The sequence below is a fragment of the Streptomyces brevispora genome, from assembly GCF_007829885.1.
GTDB classification, from domain to species: domain Bacteria; phylum Actinomycetota; class Actinomycetes; order Streptomycetales; family Streptomycetaceae; genus Streptomyces; species Streptomyces brevispora.
This window is the reverse complement of sequence record NZ_VIWW01000001.1, coordinates 4,326,428-4,343,524: the sequence shown is the minus strand read 5'-3', so window position 1 is coordinate 4,343,524 and position 17,097 is coordinate 4,326,428. Positions and strand designations below refer to the sequence as shown.

The 17,097-nt window shown below is 69.8% G+C and carries 14 protein-coding genes and 1 tRNA gene; 4 read left to right on the top strand and 11 right to left on the bottom strand.

Features of this window, described 5'->3' with window-relative positions; translation table 11 throughout:
* Nucleotides 1–171: 171 nt before the first annotated feature.
* The 3 genes from FHX80_RS20280 to FHX80_RS20270 all read right to left on the bottom strand — a co-directional run bounded on the left by FHX80_RS20280 (nt 172) and on the right by FHX80_RS20270 (nt 5,484).
* Nucleotides 172–2,226, bottom strand: coding sequence for a tetratricopeptide repeat protein (locus tag FHX80_RS20280; RefSeq protein WP_208764690.1), 2,055 nt, complete (start codon nt 2,224–2,226; stop codon nt 172–174).
* A 213-nt stretch (nt 2,227–2,439) separates the two neighbouring features.
* Nucleotides 2,440–2,513: transfer RNA gene (locus tag FHX80_RS20275), tRNA-Met, on the bottom strand.
* A gap of 52 nt (nt 2,514–2,565) precedes the next feature.
* On the bottom strand, nt 2,566–5,484 hold the full coding sequence (locus FHX80_RS20270; RefSeq protein WP_145767396.1) for a UPF0182 family membrane protein: 2,919 nt from the start codon (nt 5,482–5,484) through the stop codon (nt 2,566–2,568).
* Nucleotides 5,485–5,611: 127 nt separating this feature from the next.
* On the opposite strand from FHX80_RS20270, the gene FHX80_RS20265 reads away from it, so the two are divergent.
* Nucleotides 5,612–6,181 carry a PPA1309 family protein gene (locus tag FHX80_RS20265; protein ID WP_244318343.1) on the top strand — a complete coding sequence of 190 codons (570 nt, stop codon included), beginning with the start codon at nt 5,612–5,614 and terminating at the stop codon, nt 6,179–6,181.
* Nucleotides 6,182–6,211: 30 nt separating this feature from the next.
* On the opposite strand, the gene FHX80_RS20260 is transcribed toward FHX80_RS20265, so the two are convergent.
* From FHX80_RS20260 to FHX80_RS20245, 4 genes are all read right to left on the bottom strand, one after another.
* The gene (locus FHX80_RS20260; RefSeq protein WP_145765493.1) at nt 6,212–7,300 is read right to left on the bottom strand and encodes a YlbL family protein; all 1,089 of its coding nucleotides are present in this window, start codon (nt 7,298–7,300) and stop codon (nt 6,212–6,214) included.
* A 145-nt stretch (nt 7,301–7,445) separates the two neighbouring features.
* Entirely contained in the window at nt 7,446–7,634 is a 189-nt protein-coding gene (locus FHX80_RS20255) for a hypothetical protein (RefSeq protein ID WP_145765492.1), read from the bottom strand.
* Between the two features lie 128 nt (nt 7,635–7,762).
* The gene (locus FHX80_RS20250) at nt 7,763–8,224 is read right to left on the bottom strand and encodes a molybdenum cofactor biosynthesis protein MoaE (RefSeq protein WP_145765491.1); all 462 of its coding nucleotides are present in this window, start codon (nt 8,222–8,224) and stop codon (nt 7,763–7,765) included.
* A gap of 168 nt (nt 8,225–8,392) precedes the next feature.
* Entirely contained in the window at nt 8,393–9,535 is a 1,143-nt protein-coding gene (locus FHX80_RS20245; RefSeq protein ID WP_145765490.1) for an SDR family oxidoreductase, read from the bottom strand.
* Between the two features lie 190 nt (nt 9,536–9,725).
* On the opposite strand from FHX80_RS20245, the gene FHX80_RS20240 reads away from it, so the two are divergent.
* Complete coding sequence (locus FHX80_RS20240; protein WP_244318341.1) at nt 9,726–11,237, top strand: zinc-dependent metalloprotease; 1,512 nt, start codon at nt 9,726–9,728, stop codon at nt 11,235–11,237.
* Nucleotides 11,234–11,782 carry an NUDIX hydrolase gene (locus FHX80_RS20235; RefSeq protein ID WP_145765489.1) on the top strand — a complete coding sequence of 183 codons (549 nt, stop codon included), beginning with the start codon at nt 11,234–11,236 and terminating at the stop codon, nt 11,780–11,782. The genes FHX80_RS20240 and FHX80_RS20235 overlap by 4 nt, the downstream gene beginning before the upstream one ends.
* Before the next feature lie 125 nt (nt 11,783–11,907).
* On the opposite strand, the gene FHX80_RS20230 is transcribed toward FHX80_RS20235, so the two are convergent.
* The 4 genes from FHX80_RS20230 to FHX80_RS20215 all read right to left on the bottom strand — a co-directional run bounded on the left by FHX80_RS20230 (nt 11,908) and on the right by FHX80_RS20215 (nt 15,740).
* Nucleotides 11,908–12,663, bottom strand: a complete 756-nt coding sequence (locus tag FHX80_RS20230; protein WP_145765488.1) for an AIM24 family protein — start codon at nt 12,661–12,663, stop codon at nt 11,908–11,910.
* Between the two features lie 19 nt (nt 12,664–12,682).
* A complete protein-coding gene (locus FHX80_RS20225; RefSeq protein WP_145765487.1) occupies nt 12,683–13,363 on the bottom strand; it encodes an AIM24 family protein in 681 nt (226 codons plus the stop codon).
* A gap of 11 nt (nt 13,364–13,374) precedes the next feature.
* A complete protein-coding gene (locus tag FHX80_RS20220; RefSeq protein WP_145765486.1) occupies nt 13,375–15,009 on the bottom strand; it encodes a TerD family protein in 1,635 nt (544 codons plus the stop codon).
* A gap of 107 nt (nt 15,010–15,116) precedes the next feature.
* The gene (locus FHX80_RS20215; RefSeq protein WP_145765485.1) at nt 15,117–15,740 is read right to left on the bottom strand and encodes a M48 metallopeptidase family protein; all 624 of its coding nucleotides are present in this window, start codon (nt 15,738–15,740) and stop codon (nt 15,117–15,119) included.
* A gap of 187 nt (nt 15,741–15,927) precedes the next feature.
* Here FHX80_RS20215 and FHX80_RS20210 point away from each other — a divergent pair, with 187 nt between their 5' ends.
* Complete coding sequence (locus tag FHX80_RS20210) at nt 15,928–17,073, top strand: ThiF family adenylyltransferase (protein WP_167523586.1); 1,146 nt, start codon at nt 15,928–15,930, stop codon at nt 17,071–17,073.
* Nucleotides 17,074–17,097: the final 24 nt, after the last annotated feature.

Genomic DNA, 17,097 nt, shown 5'->3' with positions numbered 1-17,097 from the left:
CGTCAGACCCGTCCAGCAACCGAGGACTCCGGCCTCACCAAGCCCGTCCGGCAACCGAGGACTCCGGCCACATCAAGCCCGTCCGGCGATTGAGGACAAAGCGGGGCCGAAGGCACCGCACCCCCGAACACCCGCCCCGACTCGCCCACCCGGCACCGCACCCCGCACCCGCTACGCGGTCAGCTCCTGATGCAGCGCCTCGCGCAACCGCGCAGCCCGCTCCGAAACCTCCGCCGGCCCCAGTTCGACCGCCCGCGCACACCACCGCTGCCCCTCGGCCAGCTCACCGCGGCGCGCGGCCAGCAGGGCGAGGCGCAGGGCCGCCCGCCCGTGCCCTTCGTTCGCGGCGCGGCTCCACCACAGCGCGGCCTCACGCTCACTGCCCTCGCGGGCGAGCAGCAGACCGAGGTTGAAGGCCCCGTTGCGGCTGCCCGCCTCGGCCGCCTCCCGGTACCAGCGCCCGGCGCTCTCCACGTCGCCGCGGGCCGCGGCGAGCATCCCGACGCGCACCTGGGCCCGGCGGTGGCCCTGCTCGGCCGCACGCTCGTACCACTCCTCGCACTCGGTCTTCTCCGGCATCGCCTCGCCCAGGGCGGGCGGTCCCGGCGGCGGCTGCCGCGAGTCCAGCACCCCGGCCAGCCGGAAGGCCGCTTCCGCGCTGCCACCACCGGCGGCGCAGCGCAGATGCCGCTCGGCCTCCCGCTCCTCGCCGTGGTGCAGCAGCGCCATGCCGACCTGGAGCGCGGCCTCGGTGTGACCGGCCGCCGCGGCACGCTCGTACCAGAGCAGCGCCGCCCGGTCCTCGTCCCGCCCGGCGTGCAGGATGCCGAGGTTGAAGGCGGCATCGACGCTGCCCGCCTCGGCCGCCTTGGAGAACCAGGGCTCCGCTCCGGTCGCGTCGCCCGACTGCAGCAGGAGCACGGCCAGCGCGTTGGCGGCCTCCCGATGCCCGGCGTAGGCGGCGCGCCGGTACCACTGCTCGGCTTGCGCCGTACGGTCCTGGGCCGCGCAGAGCAGCCCCAGGTTGTACGCGCCGTTGACGTCACCGGCGTCCATGGCGGCGCGGTACCAGCGCTCGGCGGTCTGCTGCTCCCCCCGGGCCGCGTGCAGCGCACCGAGCGCGTTGGCGGCGTTGCCGTCGCCGTCCTGGGCGGCGCGCAGCCACCACACGGCCGCGCTCTCGCGGTCGCCCGCGTCACGGAGCAGGAAGCCGAGCGCGCACGCGGCACGCGCCTCGCCCGCCTTGGCGGAGATGAGGTACCAGCGGCCGGCCTCCTTGAGCTCGCCGCGCTGTTCCAGGATGGCGCCGAGGTGCAGGGCGGCACGCCGATGGCCACGCGCGGCGGCCTGCCGGTACCACTGCTCGGCCTCACCGACCCGGCCCGCCGCGGGTCCGGCGACCGGGCCGTCGTCCCTGCGCACGGCCACACGGCGCCGGCCGGTGTCCGCCCCGCTGTCCGTTCCGGTGCGGGGGCCCAGTCCGGGGCTGCCGAACGCGTCGTGCGCGGCGTCCGCCGCGTTGCGCTCCAGCATCCGCGCCAGCCGGTACGCGGCTTCGCGGTGCCCCTGCTCGGCCGCGGCACGCAGCCAGCGCTCGGCGCCGACGTCGCTGCGGTGTTCCAGCAGGTCCGCGAGGGCGTACGCGCCCAGCGCGTGGCCCTGCTCCGCGGACTGGCGCAGCCAGTACTCGGCGCCGGGCTCGTCGCCACGCTCGCGGTAGTGGCGTCCCAGGGCGTGCGCGGCGGCGGCGGAGCCGGCCACGGCCGCGGTCCGCCACCAGTCGGCCGCCTCGTCCGGGTAGCCGCGCTGGTGCAGGAGGACGCCGAGGTTGTTGGCCGCGGCACGGTCGCCGTCGGCAGTGGCCGCGCGCAGGTAGGACTCGGCGCCCACCAGGTCGCCCCGGCGCAGCAGCAACGCGCCGAGCACGCTCATCGACGCGGTGTCCCCGGCGTCGGCGGCACGACGATGGCGCGCCTCGCTCTCGGCGTTGTCCGCACTCTCTGCGGTCTCCGCGCCCTCGGCGTTCTCCACGCCGTCCGCGGACTCTGCGGTCTCTGCACTTTCGACGCTCGCGGCACACTCCGCAGTCTCGGCGGTCTCGATGTAGTCGTTGTACCCCGCGGCGGCGGCAAATGCCACATCCATCGCGTTTTCCGCAGGATGGGTGTGACGTTGCGCAAACCGCCCTGTCTCCAACAGAGTTGCCCTGTCCCCCATAAATACCATCGTCGCACCACCTGTAACCCGCGTACACCTGGTATATCGCGGACAGTGAGGTCACTTCAGCGTTTTGTCGACATGCCCACAGAGAGACAAGTCAAACGCGCTCGAACTCAACTCGTGCCCCATGAAGTGCAGTTCACGCCCCGCGCAGAGAAAAGTCACGGCGGCACGACGAAGGCCCGGATCCTCGAAAGAATCCGGGCCTTCGTCTTGCAGTAGCGGGGACAGGATTTGAACCTGCGACCTCTGGGTTATGAGCCCAGCGAGCTACCGAGCTGCTCCACCCCGCGCCGTTGTGTTCAAACCGTACCACGGCGCGAAGGTGAAGCTTTACCGAGTTACTCAGCCACCGCTGTCGGCACTTGCGGCACTCTTGTCCGTCTTGCTGGGACTGCCGGACTTGGGCTGCGCGGCCGCTGCCCGCTGCAACGCGTCCTGCAGATCCGTCTGGGCCTTGCCGTAGGCGGCCCAGTCCTGCTTCCTCAGGGCCGCCTCACCTTCCGTGTAGGCCCTCTGCGCGTCGGCGATCGCCTTCTTCAGCGCGGCGTCGCCGGTGGCCGGCGGCTCCGTGGTGTCACCCGGTGGCCGCGTGGTCTCGGCCGGCGGCTGACTCGTATCGGAGCCGTCCACCCCGAAGACCGCGTTGAGCGCCTCACCGAGGCTGTTCTCGAAGACGATCTTCGACCCGTACGAGGCGGCGACCTTGCGCAGCAGCGGATAGTTCTGCGTGCCACCGCGCGTGTACACCGGCTCGATGTAGAGGAAGCCCCCTTCGAGCGGCACGGTCAGCAGGTTGCCGTACTCGATGTCGGAGTCGGTGCCCTTGAGGTTTCTCACGAACTCGGCGACGTCGTCGTTGCCGTTGAGCTCACTCTGAACCTGACCCGGGCCCTTCACCGTGGTGGTGACTCTCAGCAGTCTGATCGTGCCGTAGTCCTTGCTGGACGCATCGGCGTCCACCGCCATGAACGCCCCCAGGTCGGGCCGCCCCTTGGGGGTGAACGTCGTCGTCAGCGAGAACTTCTGAGCCGCCTGGTCCGGCATCTTTATGCTCAGGTAGTACGGCGGGACGGCACCGGACTCCTTGTTGGTCGGGTCGTCCGGGACCTGCCACGCGTCACTGCCGCTGTAGAACTGGGCGGGGTTCGTCACGTGGTAGCGGGTGAGCAGCTCGCGCTGCACCTTGAACAGGTCCTGCGGGTACCGCAGGTGGTCCATGAGTTCCTGCGGGATGTCCGCCTTGGACTTCACGGTCCCCGGGAACGCCTTGCGCCAGGTCTTGAGAACCGGGTCCTCGGTGTCCCACTCGTACAGCTTGACGTTGCCGTCGTACGCGTCGACGGTGGCCTTCACCGAGTTACGGATGTAGTTGACCTGGTTCTGCTGGGCGACGACCGCGCGCTGGTTGGTGGTCAGCGAGTCGGCCGTGGTGTCACCCAGCGTCGTGCGCGAGGCGTACGGGTAGCCGTTGGTCGTGGTGTACGCGTCGACGACCCACTGGATGCGGCCGTTGACCACGGCCGGGTAGGCGTCGCCGTCGATGGTCAGCCACGGGGCGACCGCCTCGACGCGTTCCTTGGGCGTGCGGTTGTACAGAATCCGCGAGCCCTCGCCGATGGCTCCCGAGTACAGGATCTGCGGTTCGCTGAACGCCACCGCGTAGGCGGCGCGGTTGAAGGCGCCGGAAAGGCTGACCCCGCTCTTGCCCTTGTAGCTGGTGGTCTTCTCGCCGTCCTCCTCGTAGTCGAGCTCCTTCTGGGGCCCGCCGACGATGGAGTACTGCTCGGTCTTCTCGCCGTAGTAGATCTCCTGCTGGTACGAGCCCAGCTCACCGGTGGTCGGCAGTCCCGACTCGGTGAAGTCCGGAGATCCCTTCGGGTTCTTGCCGGTCGTGGTGCCCCGGGCGGCGATCGCACCGTAGCCGTGGGTGTAGGTGAAGTGGTCGTTGATCCAGTTGCGCTTGGGGATGCCCTGCAGGTTGAGCTCGCGCAGACCGATGACCGTGTCCTGCTCCTTGCCGGACTCGTCCTTGTAGCGGTCGACATCCAGCGTCTTGGGGAACTGGTAGTAGTTCCTCTTCTGCTGGAGCTGCTGGAAGGCCGGGGAGACGACGTTGGGGTCCATCACCCGGTAGCTGGCCGCCGTGTCCGCGCCGGCCCGGAGCTTCGCCTCGTCGTCCGTGGTGCTCTTGCCCGAGTAGTCGTGGACCTGCGCGTTGTCGATGTCGTAGGCGTCCCGCGTGGCCTCGATGTTCTTCCGGATGAACGGGGCTTCCTTGGCCTGCTCGTTCGGCTGGACCTGGAACTTCTGCACGATCGCCGGGTAGAGCCCGCCGATCAGGATCGCGGAGAGGACCATCAGCCCGAATCCGATCACCGGAAGCTGCCAGGTGCGGCGCCAGAGCGTCGCGAAGAACAGCACGGCGCAGATCGCGGCGATGCAGAACAGGATGGTCTTCGCCGGGAGATAGGCGTTGGCGTCGACGTACCGCAGGCCGGTCCAGTTGTCAGTGGCCTTGAAATCGCTGGACTTCACGGCGAGCCCGTAGCGGTCGAGCCAGTACGCCACCGCCTTCAGCGCGACGAAGACGCCGAGCAGCACCGAGAGGTGACCGGTGGCCGCCCCCGTCGCCCGTGCACCGGGGCTGGTGATGCGCAGTCCGCCGTACAGGTAGTGGGTCAGCGCGGCGGCGATCAGCGAGAGCACCGTGGCCGCGAAGCCGAAGCCCAGCAGGAAGCGGTACCAGGGCAGGTCGAAGGCGAAGAAGGACACATCCAGATGGAACTGGGGGTCCTTCTGCCCGAACGAGACCCCGTTCACATACATCAGCCAGGTACGCCACTGGCCGGAGGAGGACGCCCCCGCGATCAGACCGACGAGCGCGGTGATCGCGAGCAGCACCCACTTCTTGTACGGGGCGATACTCATCCGGTAGCGGTCCAGGCTCTGCTGCTCCAGCGACATCGCGCTCAGCGGCGGCCGGAGCCGGTGCGCGAGCCAGATGTTCACGCCGACGGCGACGGCCATCAGCAGTCCGAAGACGAGGAACAGTCCGATCTTGGTCCACAGGGTGGTGGTGAAGACGGATGAATACGCGACCGACCTGTACCAGAGCCAGTCCGTCCAGAACCCCGCGAACATGACGAACGCCATGGCGAGGATCGCCAGGACGCCCAGTGTCATGAGCAGGGTTCGGGCGCGCCGGGACGGGCGGCCGACTCTGATCCGTGGCCCTGTCGGGCCTCCGCCGCGGTCCGGCATCTGGAAAGCCAACGTGCGCACCTCAAAGTTCGCGGTCGTGTGAAAGGGGCCCAGCGATCCTAGAACCCACCTATGCAACTTACTGAGGCTTTACCTAGTTCCCGTTCCCGGGGCGGAAGGAGGCAGGATGTTGTCCATGTCCAACGTTTCCCCCTCAGGCCCTCCGATGGCCGCGAGCCCGCTCACCGTCGCGGTGCTCGAAATCGACGAATACATCTCCGGTCTCGGCTGGGATCAGCCCGCCCGGCTCTTCGCGCTCGTCGACACCGCCCGGCTGCGGGTCCAGGAGCCCGGCCTCGCCGCCCAGCTCGGCCTCGACGGCGACGGCTCGAAGGCCGCCGCACTCACCCCTATCGAGCAGGAGGAGCTTCCCGCAGGTACCGCGCTGGACGAGTTCCTCGCCACGATCGCCTGGCCGGACGCGGTGGTCGGGTGCGCGATGACGGTCGAGCGGCTGATGCTGCCGCCGTCCGCCGAGGCCTCCGTTCCGGAAGGTCTCAACGACAACCAGCTGACCAAATGGGTCGCCAAACACCCCGACCGTCAGGAGGTACGGATGACCGTGGCCGTCCTTCGCGACGGTGCCCGGGAGTCGGCCGTACGTCTGCGTGAGAAGGACTCGCCGAACGACGTGCTGACCGGGGCCGGTCTGGTGCCGGGGCTGGCCGAGGCACTGGCCGCGACCTTCGAGTCCTGACCCCGTCCGCCCGCCGGTACGGGGGCGCGGTCAGCCTGTCGAGCAGCTGGGCAGGCCGGCCGTGTTCCCCGAGCTGATCTTTTCCAGCGACTTCTTGGCGTCGTCGATGGTCTTCACCCTGATCAGGGTGAGCCCGTCCGGGGTGTCGGAGGCGGCCGACTTGCAGTTGTCGTCGGGGGTCAGGAAGTAGCGCGCGCCCGCGTTGCGCGCGCCGACCAGCTTCATGCTGATCCCGCCGATCGGGCCGACCTTGCCCTTGTCGTCGATCGTCCCGGTGCCCGCGACGAACTTGCCGCCCGTCAGCTGTCCCGGGGTGAGCTTGTCGATGATGCCGAGGGAGAACATCAGACCGGCGCTCGGGCCGCCCACGTCGGCGAGCTTGATGTCGATCTCGAACGGGAAGGTGTGGTCCGTCCCCGCCTGGATGCCGACGATCGCGCGGTTCTCCTTGGGGGCCTTCCTGGTGGTGAGGGTGATCTTCTCGGTGCCCTCGGGCTCCTTGCCTGCCTTCTCGGCCGCCGCCGCGGTCTTGGCCGGGATGACGGTGAAGGTGACGTCCTGGCCGGGCTTGTGCCTGGTGACGAGCTTCGCGACGTCCTCGGGCCGCTCGACCGCCGTACCGTCGACGGACTTGATCACGTCGCCGGCGTGCAGCTTGCCCTGTGCGGGACTGTCCTTGATGACCGTGGAGACCACGACCCGTGACGACACCGGGATGCCCAGTTCGGTGAGGGCCGCGACCTTGGCGCTCTCCTGGGACTGGCTGAACTCCTCGGCGTTCTCCTGCGTCGACTGCTGTTCGGTCTTGCCGTCCGGGTACAGCGTGTCGTGCGGTACGACCAGGCTGTCGTGCCCCAGCCATCCGTAGAGGGCCTCGACGAGGTTCATGTTGTAGTCGGCGCCGGTGACCCTGACCGTCGTCATGTTGAGATGGCCGGACGTCTTGTACGTCCTGTGCCCGGTGACCTGCAGGACGGGCTCGCCGTCGACCTTGCCGAGCGTGTTCACGGTCGGCCCGGGGGACATCTCCGAGTACGGCACTCTGATCAGCAGACCCGCGCAGACCAGCGCGATCAGAACCAGGGTGGAGGCGAGCATCGTCGCGGTGCGGCGTGGCATGGAACGACAGTACGGGAAGGGTCCGTCTGTGCACCGTCGGGGCCGGTCCGTACGGAGCCGGGGCCGGGGTGCGAGAGGTGTGCCGGGGAGCCTCGGCAGGAGATGCGGTGGCGCGGATTGGCGAGTGCGTACGTTCGACGTGGCGTCAGACGTTCGATATCTGCTCGACCGGCTCCGAATCGGAGTGCGACTTCTCCATCGCTTCACGGAACCGGGCATAGCCGGCGAGCTCGGTACCATCGCCGGTCGTGCGATTACGGGCGGCCCAGCTTCCCCATATTGCAGCACCGACCGCAGCGAAAAGCGGAATCAACAACCAGGCGAGTGCTGCCATGATGACCTCCCTGCCCCATGCGCAACCGCAACCAACCGATCAGCAGATTAACCATCTACAGAGCCAACGCTCACGGCAGGGGTGCGGTTACGCAAATCGGGGCGGATTCCGGCCTGTCCGGTTTGCGCTCAGCATGCACCGACCCACTCCTCCGTACCGTCCGAAAAGCGTTGGTGCTTCCAGATCGGGACCTCGTGCTTGAGGTCGTCGATGAGCTTGCGGCAGGCCTCGAAGGCCTCTCCGCGGTGCGGGCAGGAGACCGCCACGACGACGGCGATGTCGCCGACCTCCAGTTCACCCACTCGGTGGACCGCGGCCAGTGCCCGCACCGGGAAGGCCGCGACGACCTTCTCCGCCACCCTGCGCATCTCGTCCTGCGCCGAGGGGTGGCACGAGTAGCCGAGCGCCCCGACGTCCTGACCGCCGTCGTGATTGCGCACGGTGCCGACGAAGAGCGCGGTGCCGCCGGCCGCGTCGTCGCCGACGGCACGGAAGATCTCGTCCACCGAGAGCGGCGTGTCGCGAATCTCCAGCAGCCGGATGGGGTCCTGTGCCGCCTGCTCGCCGGGATGGTCATGCGTGGGTGCCATGCCGGCCATCGTGCCGTACCGCGGCGGCATCACGGAATAGCGCTTTCCGCTGGTGGGCCGCCACCGGCCTTGGAGCCTCCTACAGACGCCGGGACGTCCCCGGAGCGCGTCCCGGCGGCAGCGACGGGTGGCCGACGGCGCGACCGGCGATGCTCGCCGGGAGGGGCACTAGATACGGCGGCGCGCCTTGCGGGCGCGTCGTACCAGGGCAGCGGTACCGAGCAGCGCCACGGTCGCACCGGCGGCACCGGCCGCGGTGGCGTCCTTGCGGCCGAGGCGACGGCCGGCGACGGTGTGCCGTCCCTCCACCTCCTCCAGGAGCGCGGCGAGCACCTCCTCGTTGGTCCAGCTCGGGCGCCAGCCCGCGTCGTGCAGCCGGCTCACGCTGACCACCCAGGGATGCATCGTGTACGCCAGATCGCCCGCCGGGGACGGGGTGAGGCCGATCCGGTGCAGCCGGGCGGCGGCGCCGAGCGCGACGGCGGAGGGCAGCTCCATCCGGCGGACGCCGCTGATCTCCTCGACCTCCTCCTGTTCGAGCCAGCCGTCGCAGCCGACCGCGAACTCCCCGTCGATCTTCTCCAGCGCGGCGTACTCCAGCGCCGTGACCAGGTCGTCGACATGGCAGAACTGCCAGGTGGGGCGTGATCCGGCGACGACAAGGAGGCGCGGTGACTCGAAGTAACGGGTCAGTGCGGTGTCGGTGCCGCCGACCAGCACCGTGGGACGGACCACCGTGACGTGGAGTCCGGGGTGGGCGCGAGGCGCGCGGCGGCCGAGCCGTTCGATCTCCAGCAGGTCGCCGACGCCGGTCGCCTCCGCGGTGGCCCGCAGCTCGGCGTCCTCGGCCAGCGGGACGTCGTTGTCGGGCAGCGCCCCGTAGACCATCGCGGAGGTGCACAGCACGACCCGGTGGACGCCGACGGCCGCGGCGGCGGTCAGCACGGTCTGGGTGCCGCGCACGTTGTAGGCGGTGCGGGCGGCGGGATCGGTCTCCAGGTCGAGATCGAGCGCCAGGTGCACCACGACGTCCGCGCCACGCAGCTTCTCCGCGATGGCCGGGTCACGGACGTCGAGGATGTGCCAGGTCGCCTCGGAGACCTCTCCGCGGCGTTCGTCGATGGCGATGACCTGCTTGATCTCCTCGGAGGCCGCGAGACGGGCCGCGAGCAGCTCGCCGACACCCGTCGCGGCTCCGGTGACGGCCACGACGGGGCCGCGGCTTCTGGAGCGGCTGCGGACCGTCTTGTTCTCGGGCAGCGGGTCGGCCAGGTTTCGCGCTGCGCGAACCTGCGGATCTGGGGAACTCACCGGGCGTCTCCAGCGGTTGTCTTCAGTACGTACCCGAATGACGCGTACGTACCAGGTGGCGTCCATCCTGCCGCAGGCCGGGAGCCGACGGAGCACTGAGGCCCTAAGCGGACTTGGTGTCTACGCTGGATGGTGATGTCGGGCAGTCGCCGTCGGTTCGATCCGGCGGCCCTACGAGCCGAGGAAACCCGTGAGTGACACCCCATTCGGATTCGGCCTTCCGCCGGAGGAGCCGGACGACGGCGACGCAGGCAAGAAGAAGGACCCCACCGGAGGTGGGCAGGGTTCGGGCGGTCCGGCGAACCCGCTCGGCTTCGGCCCCGGCGCGGGGGGTGACAACCCCTTCGCCGCGATGTTCGGCTCGATGAACCCGAACGACCTGGGCGCGGCCTTCCAGCAGCTCGGCCAGATGCTGAGCTACGAGGGCGGTCCCGTGAACTGGGACATGGCCAAGCAGATCGCCCGCCAGACCGTCTCGCAGGGCAACGCGGACGGCACCAAGGACGCGAGCGTCGGCCCGTCCGAACGCGCCGCGGTCGACGAGGCGCTGCGACTGGCGGACCACTGGCTGGACGGCGCGACGTCGCTGCCGTCCGGTTCGGTCTCCACCGTGGCGTGGAGCCGTGCGGAGTGGGTCGAGGCGTCCCTCCCCGCCTGGCAGAAGCTGGTCGACCCGGTGGCCGAGCGTGTCGGCCTCGCCATGGGCGATGTGCTGCCCGAGGAGATGCAGGCGATGGCGGGCCCGCTGATCGGCATGATGCGGTCGATGGGCGGCGCGATGTTCGGCCAGCAGATCGGGCAGGCCGTCGGTGTGCTGGCGGGCGAGGTCGTCGGCTCGACGGACATCGGGCTGCCGCTGGGCCCGGCGGGCAAGGCCGCGCTGCTTCCGCTGAACGTCGAGCGGTTCGGCAAGGACCTGAGTGTGCCGCAGGACGAGGTGCGGCTGTATCTGGCGCTGCGCGAAGCCGCCCACCAGCGGCTCTTCGCCCACGTGCCGTGGCTGCGCTCGCATCTGTTCGGTGCCGTGGAGGGCTACGCGCGGGGCATCAAGGTCGACACCAGCAAGCTGGAGGACGTGGTCGGCCAGTTCGACCCCTCGCAGCCGGAGCAGCTCCAGGAAGCTCTTCAGCAGGGCATGTTCCAGCCGGAGGACACCCCGGAGCAGAAGGCCGCCCTGGCCCGGCTGGAGACGGCGCTCGCGCTGGTCGAGGGCTGGGTGGACGCCGTGGTGCACGAGGCCGCGAAGCCCCGGCTCACCTCGGCTGACGCACTCCGCGAGACGATGCGCAGGCGCCGTGCCTCCGGCGGTCCCGCCGAGCAGACGTTCGCCACGCTCATCGGTCTCCAGCTGCGCCCGCGACGGCTGCGTGACGCCTCACGGCTGTGGGCCTCGCTCACGGACGCGCGGGGTCTCGACGGGCGCGACGCGCTGTGGGAGCACCCGGACATGCTGCCGACCGCCCACGACCTGGACGATCCGGACGAGTTCGTGCACCACGAGCAGCTGGACTTCTCCGAGCTGGACAAGATGCTCGGCGAGGCCGCGAACGGTCTGCAGAAGCCCGCGACCGACACCGTCGGCGACAGCAAGGCCGGATCCGGGCCGGCCGACGCCGACGGCAAGGACAACGACGGTGCGGACGGCAACGGCACGGACGGCAACGGCACGGGCGGCGACGGCAAGGACGACACCGAAAAGTGAGCCTGCATGACGAAGCCGTTCTCGTACTGAAGAGCTACGAGAGCGGCGCGGACGCCGCCCAGGAGGAACTGCGCCTGGCTTGTCTGGACCATCTGGCGCTGCATCCCGACGGCATGTGGAAGGCCTGCGGGGCCGGGCATCTGACGGCCAGCGCGCTGGTCATCGACCCGGAGCGCGGCCGGGTGCTGCTCACGCTGCACCGGAAGCTGCGGAAGTGGCTGCAGATGGGCGGTCACTGCGAGCCCGGGGACGCCACGCCGGCCGGGGCGGCGCTGCGGGAGGCCATGGAGGAGTCCGGCATCGCCGGTCTGACGCTGCTGGCGGGCGGCCCGGTCACGCTGGACCGCCACCCGATCCCGGCGCCCTGCAACTGGCATCTGGACGTCCAGTACGCGGTACTGGCTCCGTCGGGCTCGACGGAGCGGATCAGTGACGAATCGCTGGACCTTCGATGGTTCGCCTACGACGAGGTCGCCGGGGTCGCCGACTCCTCGGTGGTGCGTCTGATGGAACGTACGCGGGCGGCACTGGCCGGCGTCAGGTAGCGGGGACCACGAGCGAGGTCGTAAGGGGCACGGTCGTAAGGGGCGGTCTCATGGGAGACCGCCCCTTACCGTGCTCTTCCACCGCACCCGTCCCGCCCGTCCTGCGCCGGTCCGGTGTGCCTGACTCAGTTCCAGGCGTTGTTCTGGTTCTGCGCATGGGATCCCTGCTGGCCCATGCCGAACTGGGCAGCCAGCCCCTGGCCGATCTGGGCGCTCTGCGGCGGCAGCACCTCGCTCGGCTGGACCAGGGCGAAGCCCTGCCCGAGGAAGCTGAGCTCCCAGCCCTCGCCGGTGTTGCCGCGTCGGCGCATCACGCCCGATGAGTGCGTCTGGGCCTGCATCTGCACGCGCAGGGAGCTGGACCAGGCGACGATGGCGTCCGCGTCGGCGTTGACGTACTTGTCGGGTGTGACCTGCAGCATCAGCGGCTGGCCGGAGGTCATCAGGGCGACCTTGCCGCTGCCGGAGATGTTGAGCTGGTACTTACCGGTGCCCGAAATGCCGTACTGGCTGTCCACCGCGATGACCTCGGTGTGGAGCGACGAGTCGAGCGCCAGGACATAGGCGCTGTCCACCGTCATGCCGTCGTGGTCGACATCCACCACATGGACGTACTGCGCCAGGTTGGCCAGGTAGACGGTGCCCTGCCCGGAGCAGCGCATCAGGTCGAGACCCTCACCGGTGCTCGCGCGGGCCCGGCGCTGTCCGTGCGACTGGTACTCGCCGTCGAACTCCATCAGCCCCTGGTACGCGACCATGGCCCCCTTGCGGGCGAGGATGTCCTCGTGGCCGGTCAGCGAGACCCGAAGGAGCTGCGGGTTCTGAACCGTGTACCGGTCCTGGGACTGCTGTTCCGTGTAGTTGAAAAGCGGACTCTGCATGGTGTGTTTCTCCTCCCCGTCAGTTCCGGACCCGGAGGCGGTCGGTACTGTCCTCGCTCGGCTGGACGACGACGATCCCCTCGCCGGAGAAGGCCATCTGGAACGCCTCTCCGCTGCCCCGCCCGATGAGCGAGGCGGCCTTGAAGCTGCGCTTGCCCTTCACCTTGAGGTTCGGGGACCACGCGACCAGGGCGTCGGGGTCGACATAGGTCTCGTCCTCGCCGCGCCCGCAGTCGACGACGATCGGTGTGCCGCGGGAGGTGATGGCGACCCAGCCGGTGCCGGAGATGCAGACGTTCCACAGCCCCTGGCCGGCGAATTTGGCCAGCCCCTTGACCCGCTCGACACCCCAGGTGAGATGGCCGTCGAAGGCGAGGACGTTGGTGCCGTTGACCGAGAGGGAGTCGTTGTTGAGATTGATGACGACCACGTCGGCGCCGTAGTCGGCGAGGTAGAGCAGCCCGTCACCGGCGCACTTCATCAAGGGCGTGCCCTCGCCGGTGATCCACTGCGAGGCGATCTGGCGGACAGCGGGCGGATTGGGTTCGTACTGGATGAAGCCCTCGTACGCCACCATCGAGCCGGTACGCGCGTACAGGTCCTGGCCGGTGGCCATGGCGACCTTCAGCATCGAATGGCCGTGGTTCTCCATCCGGGCCGTGACGGGGGTCGGGGCGTAGCCCGCGAGTTGCTGATTCATGACGGGCTCCCTCAGACCTCGTAGGGCTGGACGACGATGAAGTTGCCGGGCGCGCCCCGGAACTGGAGGTTCACGGTCTCTCCGCTGTGTCCGGGATAGGCGTTGCGGCGCAGCCGGACCTGGCTGGAGACGATCACCTGGGATGCCGACGACCACGCCACGACGGCGTTGCAGTCGGCGAAGGTGGTGGGGGTGACGGGCAGGACGACCGGCACGCCGTGGGTCTTCACGACGACGGTGCCGGTGCCCTGGAACTGCATGGTGAACAGGGCGCCACCGGGGATGCCGTGGCCCTCGATCCTGCGGACCTCGTACTGCAGCGACTCGTCGAACGCGAGGACGTTCTCCGCGGAGACGCAGATGCCGTCGCCCTGGAGCTCGACGGTGTGCAGGTGGGAGCCGTCCTCGGCGAGGAAGACCTGCCCCCGGCCGGTACAGCGCATCAGCTGCATCTCCTGACCGGTGGCGTTGCCGACGATCCGGCCCGCGAAACCTGCGCCCTTGTAGCCGAAGTCGACCTTGCCCTGGTACATCACCATGCTGCCCTGTCTGGCCAGCACTCCCCCACCGCCGTTGGTGAGGTCGACGCGCATGAGCTGATGGTTCTGCGCGGTCCAGCGCTGACCGGTGGCCGTCTCCTTGTACGGCTGGAGCGCGGCCAGGAGACCTGCCCCGGTCTGCGGCGCCCCTTGCGGTACGCCCTGGGGCATCCCCGGCGGCATGCCGGGAGGCTGCTGACCGTACGGGGCCGGAGCCGGCTGACCGTACGGCGCGGGAGCCGGCTGCCCATAGGGTGCCGGCGGCTGTCCCGGGAACTGCCCGAACTGCGGCTGCTGGGACGGCTGCCCCGGATGTCCGTACGGAGCGGGCGGGGGCGGCGGCGGGGGCGGCACGGTACCGCCCAGCGGGGCCAGCGGCGCCACGATGGTGGGCGCGGCATGCATCTGCTGCTGCTGCGGAGTGGGCACCGGCGCGGGCGCCGCCGGTCCGCCGAAGGACGGTGCGGGCTGCGGGATCTGCGGTGCGGCCGGGGCACCGAACGACGGGGCCGGTGCCGCCTGGGCGGGCGGGGCGAACGACGGGACGGCGGACTGCGGCTGTGCGGCGGCGGGGGCCTCCTCGGCGACCTCGCCTCCGAAGTTCTTCAGCAGCGAGTCGAGCCCGCCGTCGAAGCCCTGGCCGACAGCGGCGAACCGCCAGACGTCCTTGAGGTAGAAGTCACCCAGCATCACCGCACGTTCGGTCGTGAACTCCGAGCCGGTGAAGGCGTATCTGACGACTTCCTCGCCACCCGCGACGATCCGGATGTATCCGGGACCGACCTGCGCCATCTGCCCGGCGCCGTCCAGCGTGGCAGTGAACGAGAGTTTGTGAATGCTCGCCGGAATGCGGTCCAGAGTCACGCGGAACGACTCGGTGTCACCGGCCTGGGGGCCGAGGAGCTGAATGGACTCCTCGGGCGACTTCGGCTGGTTGAAGAAGATGAAATACCGGTCGTCGGAGAGCTGCTCATTGGCGTCGAGGCCGAAGCAGCTGATGTCAAAGGTCAGTCCCGGGCCGGCGATCTGCACACCTACGTACAGGTCCGTTCCCGGTGTGAGATCGCTGATCTTGGCCTTGTGGCCGCGTTGGAATTCCCTGGCCATGCGTAACGACCGTCCCCCATCCGGAAACTGAATGCTTCGCGTCAGGCTAACCGCAAAATCCGGCCCCGGGCCAAGCCGGTACAGACCCGGTACAGAATCGCAGAACGTCACTCGCCGCGTGCGGCGGGCAGGTGCGGCAGCCGGTCGGCCGCCACCACCCCTTCGAGATAGCCGCGGGCCCGCTCGGTCCGGGGGTAGGCGTCCAGGAGCCGCCAGAACCTCGGACCGTGTCCGGGCACCAGGAGATGGGCCAGTTCGTGGACGAGCACATAGTCGACGACGTACTCCGGCATGCCCTGCAGCCGGTGCGACAGGCGGATGCTGCCCTCGGCCGGGGTGCAGGACCCCCACCGGGTGTTCTGATTGGTCACCCACCGCACCGAGACGGGTCTGGCCCGGCCCTCGAGATACTGCGCGGACAACCGCGCCGCCCGCTCGGCGAGTTCGCTGTCGCCGAGGATGCGTCTGCTCTCCTGGGCGGCCAGCTTGTCGAGCATCACGCCCACCCAGCGCTGCTCCTCGGCCTCGGACATCCTGGCGGGAATCAGCACGATCGTGCGATCACCCTCCCGGTACGCGGAGACCGTTCTGCTGCGGCGGGAGCTCCTGCGGACCTCGACCGCGCTCGTCGCCGAGCCGCGGGGCGGATGGTCTGCCGCGCTGCGCTGATGGATTCCGGCGCTGCGCGCGGGGGTCTCGCCGGCGAAGCCGGGTGACGGGTCGGCGGGCACGGCACGACGTTACCCGCTGTCAGTGTGCGAAGTCCCGTCTCCTGGACGGTTCACACATGATCCACCCCATGGCTTGCACCATTTGAACGACTAATACCCCCTGCCTGTGGACAACTTTTCACGCGCTTCCGCGGCCCGTTGCATTCTGGCAATGGATCTCACGCAGCCACACAGACCGGGGGAAGCCGTGCATCCGATGTTGAAACCCGCACTGCGCCGCGCATGGCGCGGCCGCGGCACCGTCCAATTCGGTGTGACGCCCGCACATGCGGTGAAGGTCGGCCCGATGGATATCGCGACGGGCTGTTTCCTGGAGCTGCTCGACGGAACACGCGGGATGCCGCTGTTGCGCGAGGAGGCCAGGGCGCTGGATCTCACCGACCACCAAGTGGACACGCTCGTCGTGCGGTTGCTGGACGCGGGCCTCATCGACGATGTGCGGGCCGGCGGACCGGAAGCCGATGCGTTACGGAACCGGGCGGACGTCCTGGAGCGTCACCGACCGGACCTGGCGTCACTCTCCGTCGTGCATCCCGAGCCCGGCGGAGGGATGCGCCGGCTGGCCGCCCGCCGCTCCATGCGCGTCCAGGTACGGGGAGCCGGCCGGGTCGGCGCGGCCGTCGCCGCGGTACTTTCCGGATCCGGGGTGGGCCGGGTCGAGGTCCTGGACGGCGGATGCGCCGAGCCGGGCGACGTCTCACCCGGGGGCCTGCCGCCCTCGGCGACCGGAGAGCGCCGGGACACCTCGGCCAGGCAACTCGTACGGCGCTCGGCCCCTGGTCCGGCGCCGCGGGCAGCACAGGCGTCGGGCGGGCCCACGAGCGGCGAGCCCGGCCTTTCCCTGATCGTGGTCGCCCCTCGCGACAGCCTCTCCGCCTACGTCCCCGATCCGGGCACCGCCGGGCCATGGATCGCCTCGGGCACACCCCACCTCTACGCCGGGGTGATCGAGGCCACCGGATTCGTGGGGCCCCTCGTACTGCCGGGAGGTACCGCGTGCGCGGGATGCCTGGACCTGAACCGGCGGGACCGGGACCCTCAGTGGCCGCGGATGCTGGCTCAGTGGCAGTCCGGGCGACGCACCGCCGTTCAGGCCTGTGACCTGGGCCTGGCGACCGCGGTGGCGGGTCTGGCGGCGGCCCACGCACTGGCCTTCCTCGACGGAGAACTGCCCGCCTGCACCGGGGCCCGATGGGAAGCCGCACTGCCTCTGTTGGACTGGCGGTCGGAACAGATCCCGGCGCACCTCGACTGTTCCTGTGGAGCGGGTGGGCACACTGAAGGGGTGCGCACCTCCGGGGCCGGCACGGCGCACGACACAATGGCCGGGTAACCGCCGCACGCAGCGCGGCAGTCT

Excerpts from the sequence above, each read along its gene's own strand:
- FHX80_RS20270 (WP_145767396.1), bottom strand. The coding sequence starts at position 5,484 with ATGCCGGACCGCGGCGGAGGCCCGACAGGGCCACGGATCAGAGTCGGC.
- FHX80_RS20220 (WP_145765486.1), bottom strand. The coding sequence starts at position 15,009 with ATGGCCAGGGAATTCCAACGCGGCCACAAGGCCAAGATCAGCGATCTC.
- FHX80_RS20280 (WP_208764690.1), bottom strand. The coding sequence starts at position 2,226 with ATGGTATTTATGGGGGACAGGGCAACTCTGTTGGAGACAGGGCGGTTT.
- FHX80_RS20255 (WP_145765492.1), bottom strand. The coding sequence starts at position 7,634 with ATGGCAGCACTCGCCTGGTTGTTGATTCCGCTTTTCGCTGCGGTCGGT.
- FHX80_RS20265 (WP_244318343.1), top strand. The coding sequence starts at position 5,612 with ATGTTGTCCATGTCCAACGTTTCCCCCTCAGGCCCTCCGATGGCCGCG.
- FHX80_RS20225 (WP_145765487.1), bottom strand. The coding sequence starts at position 13,363 with ATGAATCAGCAACTCGCGGGCTACGCCCCGACCCCCGTCACGGCCCGG.
- FHX80_RS20250 (WP_145765491.1), bottom strand. The coding sequence starts at position 8,224 with ATGGCACCCACGCATGACCATCCCGGCGAGCAGGCGGCACAGGACCCC.
- FHX80_RS20230 (WP_145765488.1), bottom strand. The coding sequence starts at position 12,663 with ATGCAGAGTCCGCTTTTCAACTACACGGAACAGCAGTCCCAGGACCGG.
- FHX80_RS20260 (WP_145765493.1), bottom strand. The coding sequence starts at position 7,300 with ATGCCACGCCGCACCGCGACGATGCTCGCCTCCACCCTGGTTCTGATC.